The following is a 19,665-nucleotide window of genomic DNA, read 5'->3' on the forward strand; positions in this document are numbered from 1 at the left end:
GTATTGCTGATATGGCTCAGTTGGTAGAGCGCACCCTTGGTAAGGGTGAGGTCCCCAGTTCGACTCTGGGTATCAGCACCACTTCTTTTCTCCTCCTCTGATTTCATTCTGTAAAATATTCAGCTAGTGCATACAAATCATTTGCTTGGTTGATGTGGTGATATCACCGATTTATCCGTGTCTTAGAGGGACAATCGATGTCTAAAGAAAAGTTTGAACGTACAAAACCGCACGTTAACGTCGGTACTATCGGCCACGTTGACCATGGTAAAACAACGCTGACCGCTGCAATCACTACCGTTCTGGCTAAAACCTACGGTGGTTCTGCTCGTGCATTCGATCAGATCGATAACGCACCAGAAGAAAAAGCTCGTGGTATCACCATCAACACTTCTCACGTTGAATACGACACCCCGACTCGCCACTACGCGCACGTAGACTGCCCAGGCCACGCCGACTATGTTAAAAACATGATCACCGGTGCTGCGCAGATGGACGGCGCGATCCTGGTTGTTGCTGCGACTGACGGCCCTATGCCTCAGACTCGTGAGCACATCCTGCTGGGTCGTCAGGTTGGCGTTCCTTACATCATCGTGTTCCTGAACAAATGCGACATGGTTGATGATGAAGAGCTGCTGGAACTGGTAGAAATGGAAGTTCGTGAACTTCTGTCTCAGTACGACTTCCCTGGCGATGATACTCCAATCATCCGTGGTTCTGCTCTGAAAGCGCTGGAAGGTGCACCAGAGTGGGAAGCTAAGATCGTAGAACTGGCTGAAACTCTGGATTCTTATATTCCACAGCCAGAACGTGCTATCGATAAGCCATTCCTGCTGCCAATCGAAGACGTATTCTCTATCTCCGGCCGTGGTACAGTTGTTACCGGTCGTGTAGAGCGCGGTATCGTTAAAGTTGGTGAAGAAGTTGAAATCGTTGGTATCAAAGATACCGTTAAATCAACTTGTACCGGCGTTGAAATGTTCCGTAAACTGCTGGACGAAGGTCGTGCAGGCGAGAACGTTGGTGTTCTGCTGCGTGGTATCAAGCGTGAAGACATCGAACGTGGTCAGGTTCTGGCTAAGCCAGGCACCATCAAGCCACACACCAAGTTCGAATCAGAAGTTTATATTCTGAGCAAAGATGAAGGCGGTCGTCATACTCCGTTCTTCAAAGGCTACCGTCCACAGTTCTACTTCCGTACAACTGACGTGACCGGTACCATCGAACTGCCAGAAGGCGTGGAAATGGTAATGCCAGGTGATAACATTCAAATGACTGTTAACCTGATTCACCCAATCGCAATGGATGATGGTCTGCGTTTCGCAATCCGCGAAGGCGGCCGTACCGTTGGTGCTGGTGTTGTTGCTAAAGTCATCGAATAAGATTTGACGCGACACGCGATAAAAGGGCATCATTTGATGCCCTTTTTCTACGCTAGTGATACTAGAACCTATCTCATCAGTAGTTTTAGCGTCATAATTACAGGTGAGATGGGCTCTGATAGTACGGCGTATCGTGCCGAATAGCGGATCATTTATCTGATCTTGCTCTTTCTTTGAAGAGGTAACCGCGCTTATCGCGTTTGTTTCTTGTAAGATACCCATTCGGTTTGGTTTGCCTCGCGTTGCGGGGCGAAGTTGTTTTTCACAATCTAGTGACAGGTTGGTTTATGAGTGCGAATACCGATGCTCAAGGGAGCGGGCGCGGCCTACAAGCGCTAAAATGGCTGGTTGTCGCCGTGCTGCTGATCGTGGCCATCGTAGGTAACTTCCTTTACCGTGATGTGAGTCTGCCACTGCGCGCGATGGCTGTAGTCGTGATTATCGCAATTGCTGGTGCCGTAGCATTATTGACAACTCAAGGTAAGGCTACCGTGGCATTTGCCCGTGAAGCGCGTACCGAAATGCGCAAGGTCATCTGGCCAACGCGTCAGGAAACGTTGCACACAACATTGATCGTGGCTGCGGTCACCGCCGTCATGTCACTGATTCTGTGGGGGCTGGATGGTATTCTGGTCCGTTTAGTTTCGTTTATTACTGGCCTGAGGTTCTAAGATGTCTGAAGCCCCTAAAAAGCGTTGGTACGTCGTTCAGGCGTTTTCCGGTTTTGAAGGCCGTGTAGCTCAATCGCTGCGCGAGCACATTAAACTGCACAACATGGAAGAGTTGTTCGGTGAAGTCATGGTTCCGACAGAAGAAGTTGTCGAAATCCGTGGCGGGCAACGTCGCAAAAGCGAGCGTAAATTTTTCCCTGGTTACGTGTTAGTTCAGATGGTAATGGAAGATGCCAGCTGGCACTTAGTGCGTAGCGTGCCGCGTGTGATGGGCTTCATCGGCGGAACTTCTGATCGTCCAGCTCCAATCAGTGACAAAGAAGTTGATGCTATCATGAACCGTCTGCAGCAGGTTGGTGATAAGCCTCGTCCGAAAACTCTGTTCGAGCCAGGCGAAATGGTCCGCGTCAGCGATGGTCCATTTGCCGACTTTAACGGCGTGGTTGAAGAAGTTGACTACGAAAAAAGCCGCCTGAAAGTCTCTGTTTCTATCTTTGGTCGTGCGACCCCAGTAGAACTGGACTTTAGCCAGGTCGAAAAAGGCTGATAAATAATTAAGCGATCGCTATGATTGCTGATTGCCAGAGGCGCGAAATTGAACTACAATTTCGCGCCTTTTGTTTTTATGCGCACCACATTTTCGAATGTATCGCGTGTAAACGTTTTGCAAATAACGGGGAGCCTTTTTGAGGCGTTATCACCCAATCGAGGATATTTACCATGGCCAAGAAAGTACAAGCCTACGTTAAGCTGCAAGTTGCAGCTGGTATGGCAAACCCAAGTCCGCCAGTTGGTCCAGCTCTGGGTCAGCAAGGCGTTAACATCATGGAATTCTGTAAGGCGTTCAATGCTAAGACTGACAGCGTTGAAAAAGGTCTGCCGATCCCTGTTGTTATTACCGTTTATTCTGACCGTTCTTTCACCTTCGTTACCAAAACTCCTCCAGCAGCAGTACTGCTGAAGAAAGCAGCTGGTATCAAGTCTGGTTCTGGCAAGCCGAACAAAGACAAAGTAGGTAAAGTAACGAGTGCTCAGGTTCGTGAAATCGCAGAAACCAAAGCTGCGGACATGACTGGTTCTGACGTTGAAGCGATGATTCGCTCCATCGAAGGTACTGCTCGTTCCATGGGCCTGGTAGTGGAGGACTAAGAAATGGCTAAGCTGACCAAGCGCATGCGCGTGATCCGTGACAAAGTTGATGTTACTAAACAATATGACATCACCGAAGCCGTTGCTCTGTTAAAAGAGCTGGCCACTGCTAAATTCGTTGAAAGCGTTGACGTTGCTGTCAACCTTGGCATCGATGCTCGTAAATCTGACCAAAACGTACGTGGTGCTACCGTTCTGCCACACGGCACCGGTCGTTCAGTACGCGTTGCTGTATTTGCTCAGGGTGCGAACGCTGAAGCTGCTAAAGCTGCAGGCGCAGAACTGGTAGGTATGGAAGATCTGGCTGACCAGATCAAAAAAGGCGAAATGAACTTCGACGTTGTTATCGCATCTCCAGATGCAATGCGCGTTGTTGGCCAGTTGGGTCAGGTTCTGGGCCCACGCGGCCTGATGCCAAACCCTAAAGTTGGTACTGTAACTCCTAACGTTGCTGAAGCAGTTAAGAATGCTAAAGCAGGTCAGGTTCGTTATCGTAACGACAAAAACGGCATCATTCACAGCACCATCGGCAAAGTTGATTTCGACTCTAACCAGTTGAAAGAAAACTTGGAAGCTCTGCTGGTTGCTCTGAAGAAAGCTAAACCTGCGACTGCTAAAGGCGTTTTCATCAAGAAAATCAGCCTGTCCACCACCATGGGTGCTGGCGTAGCAATCGAACAGGGTAGCCTGACCGCAGTAGCTAACTAATTCTCTCAGAGAATAGCTAATTGCGTTTTCGCTTTACGCGGGCGCGAGATTTGTATAAAATCTGACGCCCGCGCATTCTTTAATGAATATAAAGCGAACGAATTTTCGGTTGGAGTCTGGCCTTATCCAGACCTCCGTCCAAGACCGCAGGTGCATCGAAAGATGCTTAATCGTCCTGCGTAGACGGTGACAGAACCTAAAAAATCTTTTGATTACTGGATTCTGCTCACCGTATTTAACGCCTAGACCGTTTTCGGTTTTAGGTGATGTGAGTTCCGGGGAATCCTCCCCGGCCAAAATCCAGGAGCTAAAGCTAATGGCATTAAATCTTCAAGACAAACAAGCGATTGTTGCTGAAGTCATCGAAGTAGCCAAAGGCGCGCACTCTGCTGTTATTGCTGACTCTCGTGGCGTAACAGTAGATAAGATGACTGAACTGCGTAAAGCAGGTCGTGAAGCTGGCGTTTACATGCGTGTTGTTCGCAACACCTTGATGCGTCGCATCGTTGAAGGCACTCCTTTCGAATGCCTGAAAGACACGTTTGTTGGTCCAACCTTAGTTGCATTTTCTATGGAACACCCGGGCGCTGCTGCTCGTCTGTTCAAAGATTTCGCGAAAGCGAATGCAAAATTTGAGGTTAAAGCTGCAGCCTTTGAAGGTGAGTTGATTCCAGCGGCCCAGATCGACCGCCTGGCAACTCTGCCAACTTACGAAGAAGCAATCGCACGCCTGATGGCAGCCATGAAAGAAGCCTCTGCAGGCAAATTGGTTCGCACTCTCGCTGCTCTGCGCGATCAGAAAGAAGCTGCTTAATCAGCCTTTCTTTTCTAACGCGTTTGCTTACGTATAATCTATTTCTGAATTTTAGGAACAATTTTTATGTCTATCTCTAAAGACGATATCTTGAATGCAGTTTCCGAAATGTCTGTAATGGACGTTGTTGAACTGATCTCCATGATGGAAGAGAAGTTCGGTGTTTCTGCTGCTGCAGCTGTAGCTGTTGCTGCGGGTCCAGCTGAAGCTGCTGAAGAAAAAACTGAATTTGACGTTATTCTGAAAGCTGTTGGCGCTAACAAAGTTGCAGTGATCAAAGCTGTACGTGGCGCAACTGGTCTGGGCTTGAAAGAAGCTAAAGATCTGGTTGAATCTGCACCAGCTACACTGAAAGAAGGCGTTAGCAAAGATGACGCTGAAGGCCTGAAAAAATCTCTGGAAGAAGCTGGCGCTGAAGTTGAAGTTAAATAAGCCAACTCTTTTGGTAGCAGCCTAAGCAATTAGGCTGATGGCTGGTGACTTTTTGGTCACCAGCCTTTTTGCGCTGTAAAGGATGCTCGTGGTATTTCACACTGTTTGGCCACTAGTATTCCCTCAATACTTGTTTCTATCTTCGACTTAATATATTGCGGCTTTCCACTTTGGGAGTTCCGGAGTAAAGCGTAACGAAATGGTTTAAGAGTGATAGAAACAAGTATTGCGAAAGGTGTTTCTGCCTTTCGGTCACAAAATGGTGTTGCATGAACTGTCCTACTAGGACGGACAGAGTGGGTCACTGATCAGCGAGCTGAGGAACCCTATGGTTTACTCCTATACCGAGAAAAAACGTATTCGTAAGGATTTTGGTAAGCGTCCACAAGTTTTGGACATACCTTATCTCCTTTCTATCCAGCTTGACTCGTTCCAGAAATTTATCGAGCAAGATCCGGAAGGGCAACACGGCCTGGAAGCAGCATTCCGTTCCGTATTCCCAATCCAGAGTTACAGTGGTAATTCCGAGCTGCAGTATGTCAGCTATCGTCTCGGTGAGCCGGTATTCGATGTTAAAGAATGCCAGATCCGTGGCGTAACTTACTCCGCTCCGCTGCGCGTTAAACTGCGTCTGGTGATTTACGAGCGTGAGGCGCCGGAAGGCACCGTTAAAGACATCAAAGAACAAGAAGTCTACATGGGTGAAATTCCACTCATGACTGATAACGGTACTTTCGTTATCAACGGTACTGAGCGCGTAATCGTATCTCAGTTACACCGTAGCCCAGGCGTGTTCTTTGACAGCGATAAGGGTAAAACCCATTCATCGGGTAAAGTGCTGTATAACGCACGTATCATCCCTTACCGTGGTTCATGGTTAGATTTCGAATTCGATCCGAAAGACAACCTGTTTGTGCGTATTGACCGTCGCCGTAAATTACCTGCGACCATTATTCTGCGCGCATTGAACTTTACGACTGAGCAGATCCTTGACCTGTTCTTCGACAAAGTTGTCTTCGAGATTCGTGACAATAAACTGCAGATGGAGCTGGTTCCAGAACGTCTGCGTGGCGAAACTGCGTCCTTCGATATCGAAGCTGACGGCAAGGTCTATGTTGAAAAAGGCCGCCGTATTACCGCACGCCACATTCGCCAATTGGAAAAAGACGGCATTACGCTGATCGAAGTTCCAGTTGAGTACATTGCTGGTAAAGTCGTCGCTAAAGATTTCATCGACGAGAATACCGGTGAGCTGATCTGTGCAGCCAACATGGAGCTGTCACTGGATCTGCTGGCTAAGCTGAGCCAAGCGGGTTACAAGCGTATCGAAACGCTGTTCACCAACGACTTGGATCACGGTGCTTATATTTCTGAGACCATTCGCGTCGATCCAACAAGCGACCGCTTAAGCGCGCTGGTTGAAATCTATCGCATGATGCGTCCTGGTGAGCCACCAACACGCGAAGCAGCTGAAAACCTGTTCGAGAACCTGTTCTTCTCCGAAGACCGCTATGATCTGTCTGCGGTTGGTCGTATGAAGTTCAACCGTTCTCTGCTGCGTGAAGAGATTGAAGGCTCCGGTATCCTGAGCAAAGACGACATCATTGAAGTGATGCGTAAACTCATCGATATCCGTAACGGTAAAGGCGAAGTGGACGATATCGACCACTTGGGTAACCGTCGTATCCGTTCCGTGGGCGAAATGGCTGAGAACCAGTTCCGTGTAGGTCTGGTACGTGTTGAGCGTGCAGTTAAAGAGCGTCTGTCTTTGGGCGACCTCGATATGCTGATGCCTCAGGACATGATCAACGCCAAGCCAATTTCTGCAGCCGTTAAAGAGTTCTTTGGTTCCAGCCAGCTGTCTCAGTTCATGGACCAAAACAACCCGCTGTCAGAAATTACGCATAAGCGTCGTATCTCCGCGTTGGGCCCAGGTGGTTTGACTCGTGAGCGCGCAGGCTTTGAAGTTCGAGACGTTCATCCGACTCACTACGGTCGTGTATGTCCAATCGAAACGCCTGAAGGTCCAAACATCGGTCTGATCAACTCCCTGTCTGTTTATGCGCAGACTAACGAATACGGCTTCTTGGAAACTCCATACCGCCGCGTTCGTGATGGAATTGTAACTGATGAGATTCATTACCTGTCTGCTATCGAAGAAGGCAACTACGTCATCGCTCAGGCGAACTCCAACTTGGACGACGAAGGCCGCTTTGTAGAAGATCTGGTTACTTGCCGTAGCAAAGGCGAATCAAGTTTGTTCAGCCGCGATCAGGTTGACTACATGGACGTTTCCACCCAGCAGGTGGTTTCTGTCGGTGCTTCCCTGATCCCGTTCTTGGAACACGATGACGCCAACCGTGCATTGATGGGTGCGAACATGCAACGTCAGGCCGTTCCAACTCTGCGTGCTGATAAGCCGCTGGTTGGTACCGGTATGGAACGTGCTGTAGCCGTTGACTCCGGTGTTACCGCTGTTGCTAAACGTGGTGGTGTGATCCAGTACGTGGATGCTTCTCGTATCGTTATCAAAGTTAACGAAGATGAGATGTACCCAGGCGAAGCAGGCATTGATATTTATAACCTGACCAAATACACCCGTTCTAACCAGAACACCTGCATCAGCCAGATGCCGTGTGTCAATCTGGGCGAACCAATTGAACGTGGCGACGTGCTGGCTGACGGCCCGTCTACCGATCTGGGTGAATTGGCTCTGGGTCAGAACATGCGCGTGGCATTCATGCCATGGAACGGTTACAACTTCGAAGACTCCATCTTGGTGTCTGAGCGTGTTGTACAGGAAGACCGCTTCACGTCTATCCACATCCAGGAACTGGCCTGTGTGTCTCGTGACACCAAACTGGGGCCTGAAGAGATCACCGCTGACATCCCTAACGTGGGTGAAGCAGCGCTCTCTAAACTGGATGAATCCGGTATCGTTTATATCGGTGCAGAAGTGAAAGGTGGTGACATTCTGGTTGGTAAAGTAACGCCTAAAGGCGAAACTCAGCTGACTCCAGAAGAGAAACTACTGCGCGCGATCTTCGGTGAGAAAGCATCTGATGTTAAAGATTCTTCTCTGCGCGTTCCAAACAGTGTTTCTGGTACCGTTATCGACGTACAGGTCTTTACTCGCGACGGCGTAGAAAAAGACAAACGTGCGCTTGAAATCGAAGAGATGCAGCTGAAGCAGGCTAAGAAAGACCTGACTGAAGAACTGCAGATCTTGGAAGCTGGCTTGTTTGCCCGTATCCATGACGTGCTGGTATCTGGTGGTGTTGAAGCTGAGAAATTGGCTAAGCTGCCACGCGACCGCTGGTTAGAACTGGGTCTGGCTGATGAAGCTAAACAGAACCAGCTCGAGCAGTTGGCTGAGCAGTACGACGAACTGAAATCTGATTTCGAGAAGAAACTGGATGCTAAGCGTCGTAAGATCACTCAGGGCGACGATCTGGCTCCAGGCGTACTGAAAATTGTTAAGGTTTATCTGGCTGTTAAACGTCAGATCCAACCTGGTGACAAGATGGCAGGCCGCCACGGTAACAAAGGTGTTATCTCTAAGATCAACCCGATCGAAGATATGCCTTACGATGAAAACGGTACTCCGGTAGACATCGTACTGAACCCGCTGGGCGTACCATCACGTATGAACATCGGTCAGATCCTGGAAACCCACTTGGGTATGGCTGCAAAAGGTATTGGTGAGAAAATTAACGCCATGCTGAAGCAGCAGCAGGAAGTGGCCAAGCTGCGTGAGTTCATTCAGAAAGCCTACGATCTGGGCGATAACACGCGTCAGACCGTTGATCTGAACACCTTTACCGATGACGAAGTTATGCGTCTGGCTGAGAACCTGAAAAAAGGTCTGCCAATCGCAACACCAGTCTTCGATGGTGCGAAAGAGAAAGAAATCAAAGAGCTTCTGACATTAGGTGGCATCCCTACCTCTGGTCAGATCACGCTGTTTGATGGCCGTACCGGCGAGCAGTTTGAGCGTCAGGTTACTGTCGGCTACATGTATATGCTGAAACTGAACCACTTGGTTGATGACAAAATGCATGCGCGTTCTACCGGTTCTTACAGCTTGGTTACTCAGCAGCCGCTGGGTGGTAAAGCTCAGTTCGGTGGTCAGCGCTTCGGTGAGATGGAAGTATGGGCACTGGAAGCGTATGGCGCTGCCTACACGCTGCAGGAAATGCTGACCGTCAAGTCCGACGATGTAAACGGCCGTACCAAGATGTACAAAAACATCGTGGATGGCGACCACCGTATGGAACCAGGCATGCCGGAATCCTTCAACGTATTGTTGAAAGAAATCCGCTCGCTCGGTATTAACATTGAGCTGGAAGACGAGTAATTCGTTCATTCGAATTGCAAGTAACACCAGCCGCTAAGCGCCCTGTGAAAGCGGGGCGCTTAGTCAGTGGTTGCACTGGTCACAGGGGCATTTGGGTGGTATCCGAATGCCCAACAGGTCTAACTCCGACAGGAGCCAATCCGTGAAAGACTTACTGAAGTTTCTGAAAGCTCAAACTAAGACCGAAGAGTTTGACGCGATCAAAATTGCTCTGGCCTCGCCAGACATGATCCGTTCTTGGTCTTTCGGCGAAGTTAAGAAGCCGGAAACCATTAACTACCGTACGTTCAAACCAGAACGTGACGGCCTTTTCTGCGCCCGTATCTTTGGGCCGGTAAAAGATTACGAATGCCTGTGCGGTAAGTACAAGCGTTTGAAACACCGCGGTGTTATCTGCGAAAAATGTGGTGTTGAAGTTACTCAGACTAAAGTACGTCGTGAGCGTATGGGCCATATCGAACTGGCTTCTCCGACTGCACATATCTGGTTCCTGAAATCACTGCCATCCCGTATCGGCTTGCTGTTAGACATGCCGCTGCGTGATATTGAACGCGTTCTGTATTTTGAGTCTTATGTCGTTGTTGAAGGCGGCATGACCAATCTGGAACGTCGTCAGATCCTGACTGAAGAGCAGTATCTGGACGCTCTGGAAGAGTTCGGTGACGAATTCGACGCGAAGATGGGTGCTGAAGCTATCCAAGGCCTGTTGAAAAACATGGATCTGGAAGCGGAATGCGAACAGCTGCGCGAAGAGTTGAACGAAACCAACTCCGAAACCAAACGTAAAAAGCTGACCAAGCGTATCAAGCTGCTGGAAGCGTTCGTTCAATCTGGTAACAAACCAGAGTGGATGATCCTGACCGTTCTGCCGGTTCTGCCGCCAGATCTGCGCCCATTGGTACCGCTGGACGGCGGTCGTTTTGCGACTTCTGACCTGAACGATCTGTATCGTCGCGTCATTAACCGTAACAACCGTCTGAAACGTCTGCTGGATCTGGCTGCGCCGGACATCATCGTACGCAACGAAAAACGTATGCTTCAGGAAGCGGTTGACGCCCTGTTGGATAACGGTCGTCGCGGCCGTGCGATCACCGGTTCAAACAAACGTCCTCTGAAATCTTTGGCCGATATGATCAAAGGTAAGCAGGGTCGTTTCCGTCAGAACCTGTTGGGTAAACGTGTTGACTACTCCGGTCGTTCTGTAATCACCGTAGGTCCATACCTGCGTCTGCATCAGTGCGGTCTGCCTAAAAAAATGGCGCTGGAGCTATTCAAGCCGTTCATCTACGGCAAGCTGGAACTGCGTGGTCTTGCTACCACCATTAAAGCTGCGAAGAAAATGGTTGAGCGCGAAGAAGCTGTCGTTTGGGATATCCTGGACGAAGTTATCCGCGAACACCCAGTGATGCTGAACCGTGCACCAACACTGCACCGTTTGGGTATCCAGGCATTTGAACCGTTACTGATCGAAGGTAAAGCTATTCAGCTTCACCCGCTGGTTTGTGCGGCATATAACGCCGACTTCGATGGTGACCAGATGGCTGTTCACGTACCGTTGACGCTGGAAGCCCAGCTGGAAGCGCGTGCGTTGATGATGTCTACCAACAACATCCTGTCACCTGCGAACGGCGAGCCAATCATCGTTCCTTCTCAGGACGTTGTATTGGGTCTGTATTACATGACTCGTGACTGTGTTAACGCTAAAGGCGAAGGCATGGTTCTGAGTGGCCCTAAAGAAGCAGAGCGTATTTATCGCGCTGGTCTGGCTTCTCTGCACGCTCGCGTTAAAGTGCGTATTACGCAAACCGAGAAAAATGCAGAAGGCGAATGGGTAACAAGTACCGGTTTGATCGACACCACCGTTGGTCGTGCGATTCTGTGGATGATTGTGCCTCAGGGCCTGCCATACAGCATCGTTAACCAGCCGTTGGGTAAAAAAGCGATCTCCAAGATGCTGAACACTTGTTACCGCATCCTGGGCTTGAAGCCGACCGTTATCTTTGCTGACCAGATCATGTACACCGGTTTTGCCTACGCTGCGCGTTCAGGTGCTTCCGTTGGTATCGATGATATGGTTATTCCAGAGAAGAAAGTGGAAATCATTTCTGAAGCCGAAGCAGAAGTTGCTGAGATTCAGGAACAGTTCCAGTCTGGTCTGGTTACAGCGGGCGAACGTTACAACAAAGTCATCGATATTTGGGCTGCGGCCAACGAACGTGTTGCTAAAGCGATGATGGAAAACCTGTCTACCGAGCTGGTTATTAACAGCAAGGGTGAAGAAGAGCGTCAGGTTTCCTTCAACAGTATCTTTATGATGGCCGACTCCGGTGCTCGTGGTTCTGCTGCGCAGATTCGTCAGCTGGCCGGTATGCGTGGTCTGATGGCTAAGCCAGATGGCTCCATCATCGAAACGCCAATCACCGCGAACTTCCGTGAAGGTCTGAACGTACTCCAGTACTTCATCTCTACTCACGGTGCTCGTAAAGGCTTGGCGGATACCGCACTGAAAACTGCGAACTCCGGTTACCTGACTCGTCGTCTGGTAGACGTAGCGCAAGACTTGGTCGTTATCGAAGATGACTGTGGTACCCACAACGGCATCGTGATGACTCCGGTTATCGAAGGTGGTGACGTTAAAGAGCCACTGCGCGATCGCGTATTGGGTCGTGTGACGGCTGAAGAAGTTCTGAAGCCAGGCACCGCAGATATTCTGGTTCCACGTAACACCCTGCTGAATGAAAAATGGTGTGATCTGTTAGAAGAACACTCCGTTGACATCATCAAGGTTCGTTCCGTTGTTAGCTGTGAAACCGACTTCGGTGTGTGTGCACACTGCTACGGTCGTGACTTGGCTCGTGGCCACATCATCAACAAGGGTGAGGCAATCGGGGTTATCGCGGCACAGTCCATCGGTGAACCGGGTACACAGCTGACGATGCGTACGTTCCACATCGGTGGTGCGGCATCTCGTGCGGCGGCAGAGTCCAGCATTCAGGTGAAAAACAAAGGTCATCTGAAACTGAACAACGCTAAGTTCGTTCTGAATAGCGATAAGAAGCTGGTTATTACCTCGCGTAATACCGAGCTGAAACTGATCGACGAATTCGGCCGTACTAAAGAAAGCTATAAAGTGCCTTACGGCTCTGTTATGGCTAAAGGCGATGGCGCTGAAGTCAACGGCGGCGAAACTGTAGCTAACTGGGACCCGCATACCATGCCGGTTGTTTCAGAAGTTAGCGGTTTCATCCGTTTCACTGACATCATCGATACTCAGACCATTACCCGCCAGACCGACGAACTGACCGGTTTGTCTTCTCTGGTTGTTCTGGATTCTGCAGAGCGTACCGGTAGCGGTAAAGATCTGCGTCCAGCACTGAAAATCGTTGACGCTAAAGGCGACGATGTATTGATCCCAGGCACCGATATGGCTGCTCAATACTTCCTGCCAGGTAAAGCGATCGTTCAGTTGGAAGATGGTACTCAGATCCATGCGGGTGACACCTTGGCGCGTATTCCTCAGGAATCCGGCGGTACCAAGGATATTACCGGTGGTCTGCCACGCGTTGCTGACCTGTTCGAAGCACGTCGTCCGAAAGAACCTGCGATCTTGGCAGAAATTACGGGTGTCATTTCCTTCGGTAAAGAAACCAAAGGTAAACGTCGTCTGGTAATTACTCCGCTGGATGGTAGCGAACCGTACGAAGAGATGATTCCGAAATGGCGTCAGCTGAACGTGTTCGAAGGCGAACGTGTAGAACGTGGTGACGTGGTTTCCGATGGTCCAGAATCTCCGCATGACATCCTGCGTCTGCGTGGCGTTCATGCTGTGACTCGTTATATCACCAACGAAGTGCAGGACGTTTACCGTCTGCAAGGCGTTAAGATTAACGATAAACACATCGAAGTCATCGTGCGTCAGATGCTGCGTAAAGCAACCATCGATAGCGCTGGTAGCTCTGAGTTCCTGGAAGGCGAACAGGTTGAGTTCTCTCGCGTTAAAATCGCGAACCGTGAGTTGGAAGCGAACGGCAAGATTGCGGCAACATACAGCCGTGACCTGCTGGGTATCACCAAAGCTTCTCTGGCGACTGAGTCCTTCATCTCTGCTGCTTCGTTCCAGGAAACAACTCGCGTTCTGACCGAAGCTGCCGTTGCTGGTAAGCGTGATGAACTGCGCGGCCTGAAAGAAAACGTAATCGTGGGTCGTCTGATCCCAGCCGGTACAGGTTACGCTTATCATCAGGATCGTGCTCGCCGTAAAGCTCAGGGCGAAGCTCCTGTTGCTCCACAGGTGAGTGCGGAAGAAGCTACTGCTAACTTGGCAGAGCTGCTGAACGCAAGCATGCGTGGCGACGACGAGTAATCGTTGATTCGTGCCTAATAAAAACCGCTCTTCGGAGCGGTTTTTTTATGTCTGAAATTTAGAAAATATCTTTAAACGAGGCAGGCTAACCGAGCTTCGGAGACTCGGTTAGCCTGTTTTGGTCAGCAGAGCTTAGAGGGATGAATGAGCTCTGACTAATGCCTTAGACTGCATCAGCGGATGTACTTTATGTTGCCTAATTTCTATTGCTACCCGATGTTTTTTAAACTGGAATATACGCTATTCAGAAACGTCTTTAGTTGCAGTGTTGCCTTTAAAACTGCGGCGTTCTTCCCAAATATCCATCCCAGTCTTTCCATACCGGCTGTAGCCCTGATGAAACTAGCGATGTTGCCACCTGAGCGGGAGTTCGTCCGTCGTGAGGCGTGAACTGTTCGAGCTCTGGATGATTATCGGCATAGCCTCCGGGCTGAGTTTTTGAAAATGCGCTGACGTTGTTGATAGCCAATGGTACGACGTTATCTCTGAATTCAGGAGATTCGCGCGTGGAGAGGGAGAGCTCGATCTCGGGGGCAAAAATACGAAATGCACAGATGGTTTGCACCAGCTGTGCTTCATCCATAATTGATGCCGGTTCGATACCACCGGTACAAGGGCGTAAGCGCGGGAACGAAATGGAGTATCGGCTCTGCCAATAAGTTTGCTGAAGCCACGTTAAATGCTCTGCAACCATAAAACAGTCGGTTCGCCAATTATCCGATAACCCAATCAGTGCGCCTATCCCGATCTTGTCGATCCCTGCTTTGCCTAAACGATCGGGAGTTTCAAGTCGCCAAAAGAAATCCTGCTTATTTCCTTTTAAGTGATGTTGAGCATACACCGAGGGATGATAGGTTTCTTGATAGACCATCACGCCATCTAACCCTAGCGTTTTGAGCTCTGCGTATTCTTCCTGTGCTAATGGCTGAACTTCCATCATTAGCGAACTGAAATGACGCCGGATTTTAGGTAAATGTTGGCGAAAATAATCCATCCCGACTTTTGCCTGATGCTCGCCGGTGACTAACAAAAGGCTGTCAAACCCCATAGCGCGAATAGCTTCACATTCACGTTCAATCTCAGCCCCATCCAGCGTTTTGCGCTTAAGGCGGTTACTCATGGAGAAGCCGCAATAGGTACAATCGTTAGCGCACAGATTTGAGAGATAAAGGGGAACGTAAAACCCTACCGTGTTGCCGAAGCGTTGGCGTGTAAGCTGCTGTGCTTTGTGTGCCATAGGCTCGAGATAGCCAGCCGCAGCCGGTGATAGCAGAGCCAACATATCTTCACGATTGGGCCGCGCGGCCATTAATGCACGTTCAACATCGGCATTAGTTTTGGCATTGATTCTTAGTCCAATATCATCCCAGTTCAGCTGTTGCCAGCATTGTGTGAAGGTTTCCACAATCTAAACCTCCTGTTTCGATGAATGCAAAAACCCGGTCAGTGGGCTGGTGGCGCTGGCATGATGGCTTGGAGACCCCAAACCGCTTTGGTAGGCAATCCGTCCAGCCTCAACGGCGAGTCTAAAAGCTTTTGCCATCGCCACGGGATCACGAGCAACAGCGATAGCGGTGTTAACCAAAACGGCGTCTGCGCCCAGTTCCATCGCTGCACTGGCATGGCTGGGAGCCCCGATCCCAGCATCGACCACTACTGGCACCTTCGCTTGCTCAATAATGATTTGTAGAAACTCTCGGGTAATAATTCCCTGATTAGAGCCAATCGGTGCGCCAAGCGGCATGACGGCGGCACAGCCTACTTCTTCTAAACGTTTACACAGCACAGGATCGGCACCGCAATACGGTAGAACAACAAAACCCGCTTTCACTAATATTTCTGCCGCTTTGAGGGTTTCTATCGGATCTGGCAGCAGGTAGCGAACGTCGGGATGAATTTCAAGTTTCACCCAGTGAGTTCCTAGTGCCTCGCGAGCCAGTTTGGCCGCAAATACGGCCTCTTCGGCAGTTTTTGCCCCTGAAGTATTGGGCAGCAGGCTGGCATTAAGCTGACGCAGTGGAGCAAGAATGGCGTCGTTGCCACTTTTAAGATCAACGCGTTTCATTGCCATCGTAATGAGCTGAGAGCCAGACTCATTGAGCGCTGCGAGCATTTTCTCCGCCGAAGAAAACTTTCCAGTTCCGGTGAAAAGGCGTGAAGAAAACGTTTTATCTGCAATCTGTAACATCTCAACCTCCAGCAATAGCTTGGAACACCACAATGTCATCTCCTTCGGCAAGCTGCTGTGTTGCCCAGTGCTCGCGGGGGAGAATTGTTTGATTAAGCGCAAGCGCAGTGCCTTGCTGGTGTCGGCCTAGTTGTGTCAGTAAGTTCTCGACGCTGGTGGGAGTATCGAGCGTTATTTTTTCATCGTTGACGGTGATCTTCATACGCTATGTGCTCCGCATACTGGGCAGGCAGGAGCGCGTTTCAGGCCAAACGTACGCCAGCTTTGCTGACGCCCATCGAATAGCCGCAGTTTTCCGGCTAAAGCAGAAGGCATACCGGCGAGCATCTTGATGGCTTCTAGGGCTTGTAACGTTCCGATCACGCCAACAACTGGGCCAAGTACGCCAGCATTACGGCAATTGCGCTGAGGCTCCACGTCATCTGGCCATAGGCATCGATAACAGCCCTGTGCAAACGGTGGTTCAATGACCATCAGTTGCCCGCCAAACCCCACGGCACTGCCGCTGATCAACGGTTTATTTTGGGAAACGCAGGCAGAATTTACCGCCTGACGCGTAGGCATGTTGTCGCTACAGTCGAGGATTAAATCGACCTGTGCCACAGCTTCCCGAAGAGCGTCACCGGCTAAGCGTTCAGATAGGGTGATGAACTCCACCTGAGGATTTAGCGCCTGTAGGCGTTGCTTCGCCGTCTCTGCTTTGTATTGCTCCAGATCGCGGGTGGTATATAGGATCTGGCGCTGGAGATTGCTGATATGCAGACGATCGTCGTCGGCGAGCAGGATCTTACCAACGCCCGCAGCCGCCAAATACAAGGCTGCCGGAGCGCCTAATCCACCCAATCCAACAATTAAAACGCTAGCGGCGCTGAGATTTTCCTGGCCCTGAGAGCCAATTTCTTCGAGCAACAGTTGGCGGCTATAGCGCATAAAATCGTGATCGCTAAGCATCGTTGGCTCTCCGATTCTCTATGAGCTGTAGCAAAGTGTCGGTAGCGGCCAGCCAGTCCGGCGCCTGCGTAATGGCGCTGACTACGGCAATGCTGCCGACACCACATTCCAGCACAGCGGGAACGCGATCGATACTGATCCCGCCGATGGCGACGGTGGAGTAATCAGGAATACGAGCAACCTGCCGTTTGAGATCGATAAGCCCCTGTGGCGCAGACGGCATCACTTTGGTTTGGGTGGGGAATATATGGCCTAATGCGATATATGAGGGGCGATAAGACAGAGCACGATCCATTTCGGCATCGTCATGTGTGGAAAGTCCTAGACGAAGCTGCGCGTTGCTGATCGCTTGAAGATCGGCGATATCCAGATCTTCTTGGCCTAGGTGGACGCCGTAAGCACAATGTTTAATGGCGAGCTGCCAATAATCATTAATAAATAAACGTGCCTGGTAGTGTCGGCCTAAGGCAATGGCGTGAGCAATATCAGACTCTACCGCCTGTTCTGGTAGATCTTTGATTCGCAACTGGATCGTGCGCACGCCTGCCTTAAGCAGGTGCTCAATCCATTCAACGCTATCGACAACGGGATAAAGACCAAGGCGTTGTTCGGTTGCTGGGAAGGTTAGTAAAGCCATTAGCTTTTCTCCGTTTGTAGGTTGCTGGCGGTGTGATAGATCTCGCTACCTTTCGCACGAAAGGCTTCAGACATCTGTGCCATACCCACTTCAACCGGTTGGGCTAACTCTTCCTGTTTTGCGGCATAGTCACGCACTTCCTGAGAGATCTTCATTGAGCAGAATTTTGGCCCACACATGGAGCAAAAATGTGCCACTTTGCCTGATTCTTGCGGCAGCGTTTCGTCGTGATAGGCTCTTGCCGTATGCGGATCGAGTGCCAGATTGAACTGATCTTCCCAACGGAATTCAAAGCGGGCTTTTGACATGGCGTTATCGCGGATCTGAGCGCCCGGATGCCCTTTGGCAAGATCGGCGGCATGCGCTGCGATCTTGTAAGTGATGAGGCCTTGTTTGACGTCTTCTTTGTTGGGTAATCCTAAGTGCTCTTTCGGGGTGACGTAGCAGAGCATGGCACAACCGAACCAGCCAATCATGGCGGCGCCGATGCCTGAGGTGAAATGGTCATAACCTGGAGCAATATCCGTTGTCAGTGGCCCCAGCGTATAAAACGGTGCTTCGTGGCAGTGCTCTAGCTCTTCGGTCATGTTGCGGCGGATCATCTGCATTGGCACATGCCCAGGGCCTTCGATCATGACCTGAACATCATATTCCCATGCAATCTTGGTGAGCTCGCCGAGCGTATGGAGTTCTGCAAACTGAGCTTCATCGTTAGCATCTTGAATCGAGCCCGGACGCAATCCATCGCCCAATGAGAGCGACACATCATAGGCTGCACAGATTTGGCAAATTTCACGGAAGCGCTCGAAGAGGAAGTTTTCTTTATGATGTGAAAGGCACCATTTGGCCATAATCGAACCGCCACGGGAGACGATCCCGGTTAGGCGCTTAGCCGTCATTGGAACGTAGCGTAACAGTACACCGGCGTGAATAGTAAAATAGTCAACGCCTTGTTCTGCCTGTTCTAGTAGCGTATCGCGGAAGATTTCCCAGTTGAGGTTTTCGGCAATACCGTTCACTTTTTCCAATGCTTGATAGATTGGAACGGTGCCGATGGGCACTGGGCTGTTGCGTAAAATCCACTCTCGCGTTTCATGAATATAGCGGCCGGTGGACAAATCCATCACGGTATCCGCTCCCCAACGGGTAGACCACACCAGTTTTTCCACTTCTTCTTCAATCGAAGAGGTCACGGCGGAGTTACCGATATTTGCGTTCACCTTCACCAAGAAATTACGCCCAATAATCATAGGTTCTGATTCTGGGTGATTGATATTGGAAGGGATAATGGCGCGTCCGGCGGCCACTTCACTGCGGACAAATTCGGCCGTGATATCTTTTGGCAGCAGCGCACCAAAATTTTGCCCGGGATGTTGCTGACGCAGTACATCGCCACGAATACGTTCGCGGCCCATGTTTTCACGGATAGCGATGAACTCCATTTCTGGCGTGACGATCCCCTGACGTGCGTAATGAAGCTGTGTTACACATTTGCCAGTTTTAGCGCGACGTGGCTGTGGCAGGTTGTCGAAGCGTAAATGATCGAGCCCGTCATCGGCTAAGCGCTGTTGGGTATAGGCTGAGCTCAGTTGATCCAGCGACTCGGTATCACCTCGTTCGGCAATCCATGGATGGCGCAGCGGCTTCAAGCCATTACGCACGTCTAAATCGGCATTGGGATCGCCATAGGGGCCTGCAGTATCGTAAACGGGGATCGGCTCGTTGGGCTCATACTGTGGGTTATCTTTGCTGCCGCCAAGCAGCGTTGGACTAAGCTGGATCTCGCGCATCGGCACGCGAATATCCTCACGCGAGCCGGTTAGGTAGATGCGTTGGGAGTTAGGGTAGGCTTCACCGCGTAGATGATCGATAAAGGCTTGGGCCTGCGCGCGTTGTTCACGGCGAGAAAGTGGGGCTTGGTTCGTTTCTTTTTTATTCATAGACATAGCAAATTCCTACCAGTGTTCTGGTTTAACAATGATTAAAAATCAAGTTGGAGAATTGCTTGTCTGG

General features: G+C 50.3%; 15 protein-coding genes and 1 tRNA gene. 10 read left to right on the forward strand and 6 right to left on the reverse strand.

The genetic code is table 11. The annotated features are described in order from the left end of the window. Positions 1–5 precede the first annotated feature (5 nt). The 10 genes from U0008_RS01290 to rpoC all read left to right on the forward strand — a co-directional run bounded on the left by U0008_RS01290 (position 6) and on the right by rpoC (position 13,876). Positions 6–81, forward strand: a tRNA-Thr gene (locus U0008_RS01290). A 116-nt stretch (positions 82–197) separates the two neighbouring features. Further along, complete coding sequence (gene tuf, locus U0008_RS01295) at positions 198–1,382, forward strand: elongation factor Tu (protein WP_038501901.1); 1,185 nt, start codon at positions 198–200, stop codon at positions 1,380–1,382. 287 nt (positions 1,383–1,669) lie between these two features. Continuing rightward, complete coding sequence (gene secE, locus U0008_RS01300; RefSeq protein WP_025802775.1) at positions 1,670–2,053, forward strand: preprotein translocase subunit SecE; 384 nt, start codon at positions 1,670–1,672, stop codon at positions 2,051–2,053. Position 2,054: 1 nt separating this feature from the next. Beyond that, positions 2,055–2,600 carry a transcription termination/antitermination protein NusG gene (nusG, locus tag U0008_RS01305; RefSeq protein ID WP_025802777.1) on the forward strand — a complete coding sequence of 182 codons (546 nt, stop codon included), beginning with the start codon at positions 2,055–2,057 and terminating at the stop codon, positions 2,598–2,600. A 173-nt stretch (positions 2,601–2,773) separates the two neighbouring features. After that, complete coding sequence (gene rplK / locus U0008_RS01310) at positions 2,774–3,202, forward strand: 50S ribosomal protein L11 (protein WP_025802779.1); 429 nt, start codon at positions 2,774–2,776, stop codon at positions 3,200–3,202. Positions 3,203–3,205: 3 nt separating this feature from the next. Then, positions 3,206–3,910 (forward strand): 50S ribosomal protein L1, encoded by a 705-nt coding sequence (gene rplA / locus U0008_RS01315; protein ID WP_025802781.1) that lies wholly within the window; start codon positions 3,206–3,208, stop codon positions 3,908–3,910. Between the two features lie 316 nt (positions 3,911–4,226). Then, a complete protein-coding gene (gene rplJ, locus U0008_RS01320; RefSeq protein ID WP_025802783.1) occupies positions 4,227–4,724 on the forward strand; it encodes a 50S ribosomal protein L10 in 498 nt (165 codons plus the stop codon). 66 nt (positions 4,725–4,790) lie between these two features. Then, the gene (gene rplL / locus U0008_RS01325) at positions 4,791–5,156 is read left to right on the forward strand and encodes a 50S ribosomal protein L7/L12 (protein ID WP_025802785.1); all 366 of its coding nucleotides are present in this window, start codon (positions 4,791–4,793) and stop codon (positions 5,154–5,156) included. 328 nt (positions 5,157–5,484) lie between these two features. After that, positions 5,485–9,513: a DNA-directed RNA polymerase subunit beta gene (rpoB, locus tag U0008_RS01330; RefSeq protein WP_025802787.1), complete on the forward strand. Its 4,029-nt coding sequence runs from the start codon at positions 5,485–5,487 to the stop codon at positions 9,511–9,513. 142 nt (positions 9,514–9,655) lie between these two features. Then, the gene (rpoC, locus tag U0008_RS01335) at positions 9,656–13,876 is read left to right on the forward strand and encodes a DNA-directed RNA polymerase subunit beta' (protein WP_025802789.1); all 4,221 of its coding nucleotides are present in this window, start codon (positions 9,656–9,658) and stop codon (positions 13,874–13,876) included. Positions 13,877–14,150: 274 nt separating this feature from the next. Here the strand turns inward: rpoC and thiH are convergent, their stop codons facing one another. Genes thiH through thiC form a run of 6 tightly spaced genes read right to left on the reverse strand, consistent with a single transcriptional unit; the run spans position 14,151 to position 19,598 of the window. Beyond that, complete coding sequence (gene thiH / locus U0008_RS01340; RefSeq protein WP_043490365.1) at positions 14,151–15,281, reverse strand: 2-iminoacetate synthase ThiH; 1,131 nt, start codon at positions 15,279–15,281, stop codon at positions 14,151–14,153. Between the two features lie 3 nt (positions 15,282–15,284). Continuing rightward, complete coding sequence (locus U0008_RS01345) at positions 15,285–16,064, reverse strand: thiazole synthase (RefSeq protein ID WP_043490368.1); 780 nt, start codon at positions 16,062–16,064, stop codon at positions 15,285–15,287. Between the two features lies 1 nt (position 16,065). Beyond that, a complete protein-coding gene (gene thiS / locus U0008_RS01350) occupies positions 16,066–16,266 on the reverse strand; it encodes a sulfur carrier protein ThiS (RefSeq protein ID WP_043490371.1) in 201 nt (66 codons plus the stop codon). Further along, positions 16,263–17,015, reverse strand: a complete 753-nt coding sequence (locus U0008_RS01355; RefSeq protein WP_043490372.1) for a HesA/MoeB/ThiF family protein — start codon at positions 17,013–17,015, stop codon at positions 16,263–16,265. Before U0008_RS01355 ends, thiS begins: the two co-directional genes overlap by 4 nt. Continuing rightward, positions 17,008–17,652 (reverse strand): thiamine phosphate synthase, encoded by a 645-nt coding sequence (gene thiE / locus U0008_RS01360; RefSeq protein ID WP_043490375.1) that lies wholly within the window; start codon positions 17,650–17,652, stop codon positions 17,008–17,010. The genes U0008_RS01355 and thiE overlap by 8 nt, the downstream gene beginning before the upstream one ends. After that, complete coding sequence (gene thiC / locus U0008_RS01365) at positions 17,652–19,598, reverse strand: phosphomethylpyrimidine synthase ThiC (RefSeq protein ID WP_043490377.1); 1,947 nt, start codon at positions 19,596–19,598, stop codon at positions 17,652–17,654. Before thiC ends, thiE begins: the two co-directional genes overlap by 1 nt. Positions 19,599–19,665 lie beyond the last annotated feature (67 nt).

It is taken from the genome of Hafnia alvei (assembly GCF_034424155.1).
Taxonomy (GTDB): Bacteria; Pseudomonadota; Gammaproteobacteria; order Enterobacterales; family Enterobacteriaceae; genus Hafnia; species Hafnia alvei.

Bases quoted from the DNA above. Each gene is read 5' to 3' on its own strand.
- rpoB (WP_025802787.1), top strand. From the start codon at position 5,485: ATGGTTTACTCCTATACCGAGAAAAAACGTATTCGTAAGGATTTTGGT.
- tuf (WP_038501901.1), top strand. From the start codon at position 198: ATGTCTAAAGAAAAGTTTGAACGTACAAAACCGCACGTTAACGTCGGT.
- rplJ (WP_025802783.1), top strand. From the start codon at position 4,227: ATGGCATTAAATCTTCAAGACAAACAAGCGATTGTTGCTGAAGTCATC.
- thiC (WP_043490377.1), bottom strand. From the start codon at position 19,598: ATGTCTATGAATAAAAAAGAAACGAACCAAGCCCCACTTTCTCGCCGT.
- rplK (WP_025802779.1), top strand. From the start codon at position 2,774: ATGGCCAAGAAAGTACAAGCCTACGTTAAGCTGCAAGTTGCAGCTGGT.
- thiS (WP_043490371.1), bottom strand. From the start codon at position 16,266: ATGAAGATCACCGTCAACGATGAAAAAATAACGCTCGATACTCCCACC.
- U0008_RS01355 (WP_043490372.1), bottom strand. From the start codon at position 17,015: ATGCTTAGCGATCACGATTTTATGCGCTATAGCCGCCAACTGTTGCTC.
- U0008_RS01345 (WP_043490368.1), bottom strand. From the start codon at position 16,064: ATGTTACAGATTGCAGATAAAACGTTTTCTTCACGCCTTTTCACCGGA.
- secE (WP_025802775.1), top strand. From the start codon at position 1,670: ATGAGTGCGAATACCGATGCTCAAGGGAGCGGGCGCGGCCTACAAGCG.
- rplL (WP_025802785.1), top strand. From the start codon at position 4,791: ATGTCTATCTCTAAAGACGATATCTTGAATGCAGTTTCCGAAATGTCT.
- nusG (WP_025802777.1), top strand. From the start codon at position 2,055: ATGTCTGAAGCCCCTAAAAAGCGTTGGTACGTCGTTCAGGCGTTTTCC.
- rplA (WP_025802781.1), top strand. From the start codon at position 3,206: ATGGCTAAGCTGACCAAGCGCATGCGCGTGATCCGTGACAAAGTTGAT.
- thiE (WP_043490375.1), bottom strand. From the start codon at position 17,652: ATGGCTTTACTAACCTTCCCAGCAACCGAACAACGCCTTGGTCTTTAT.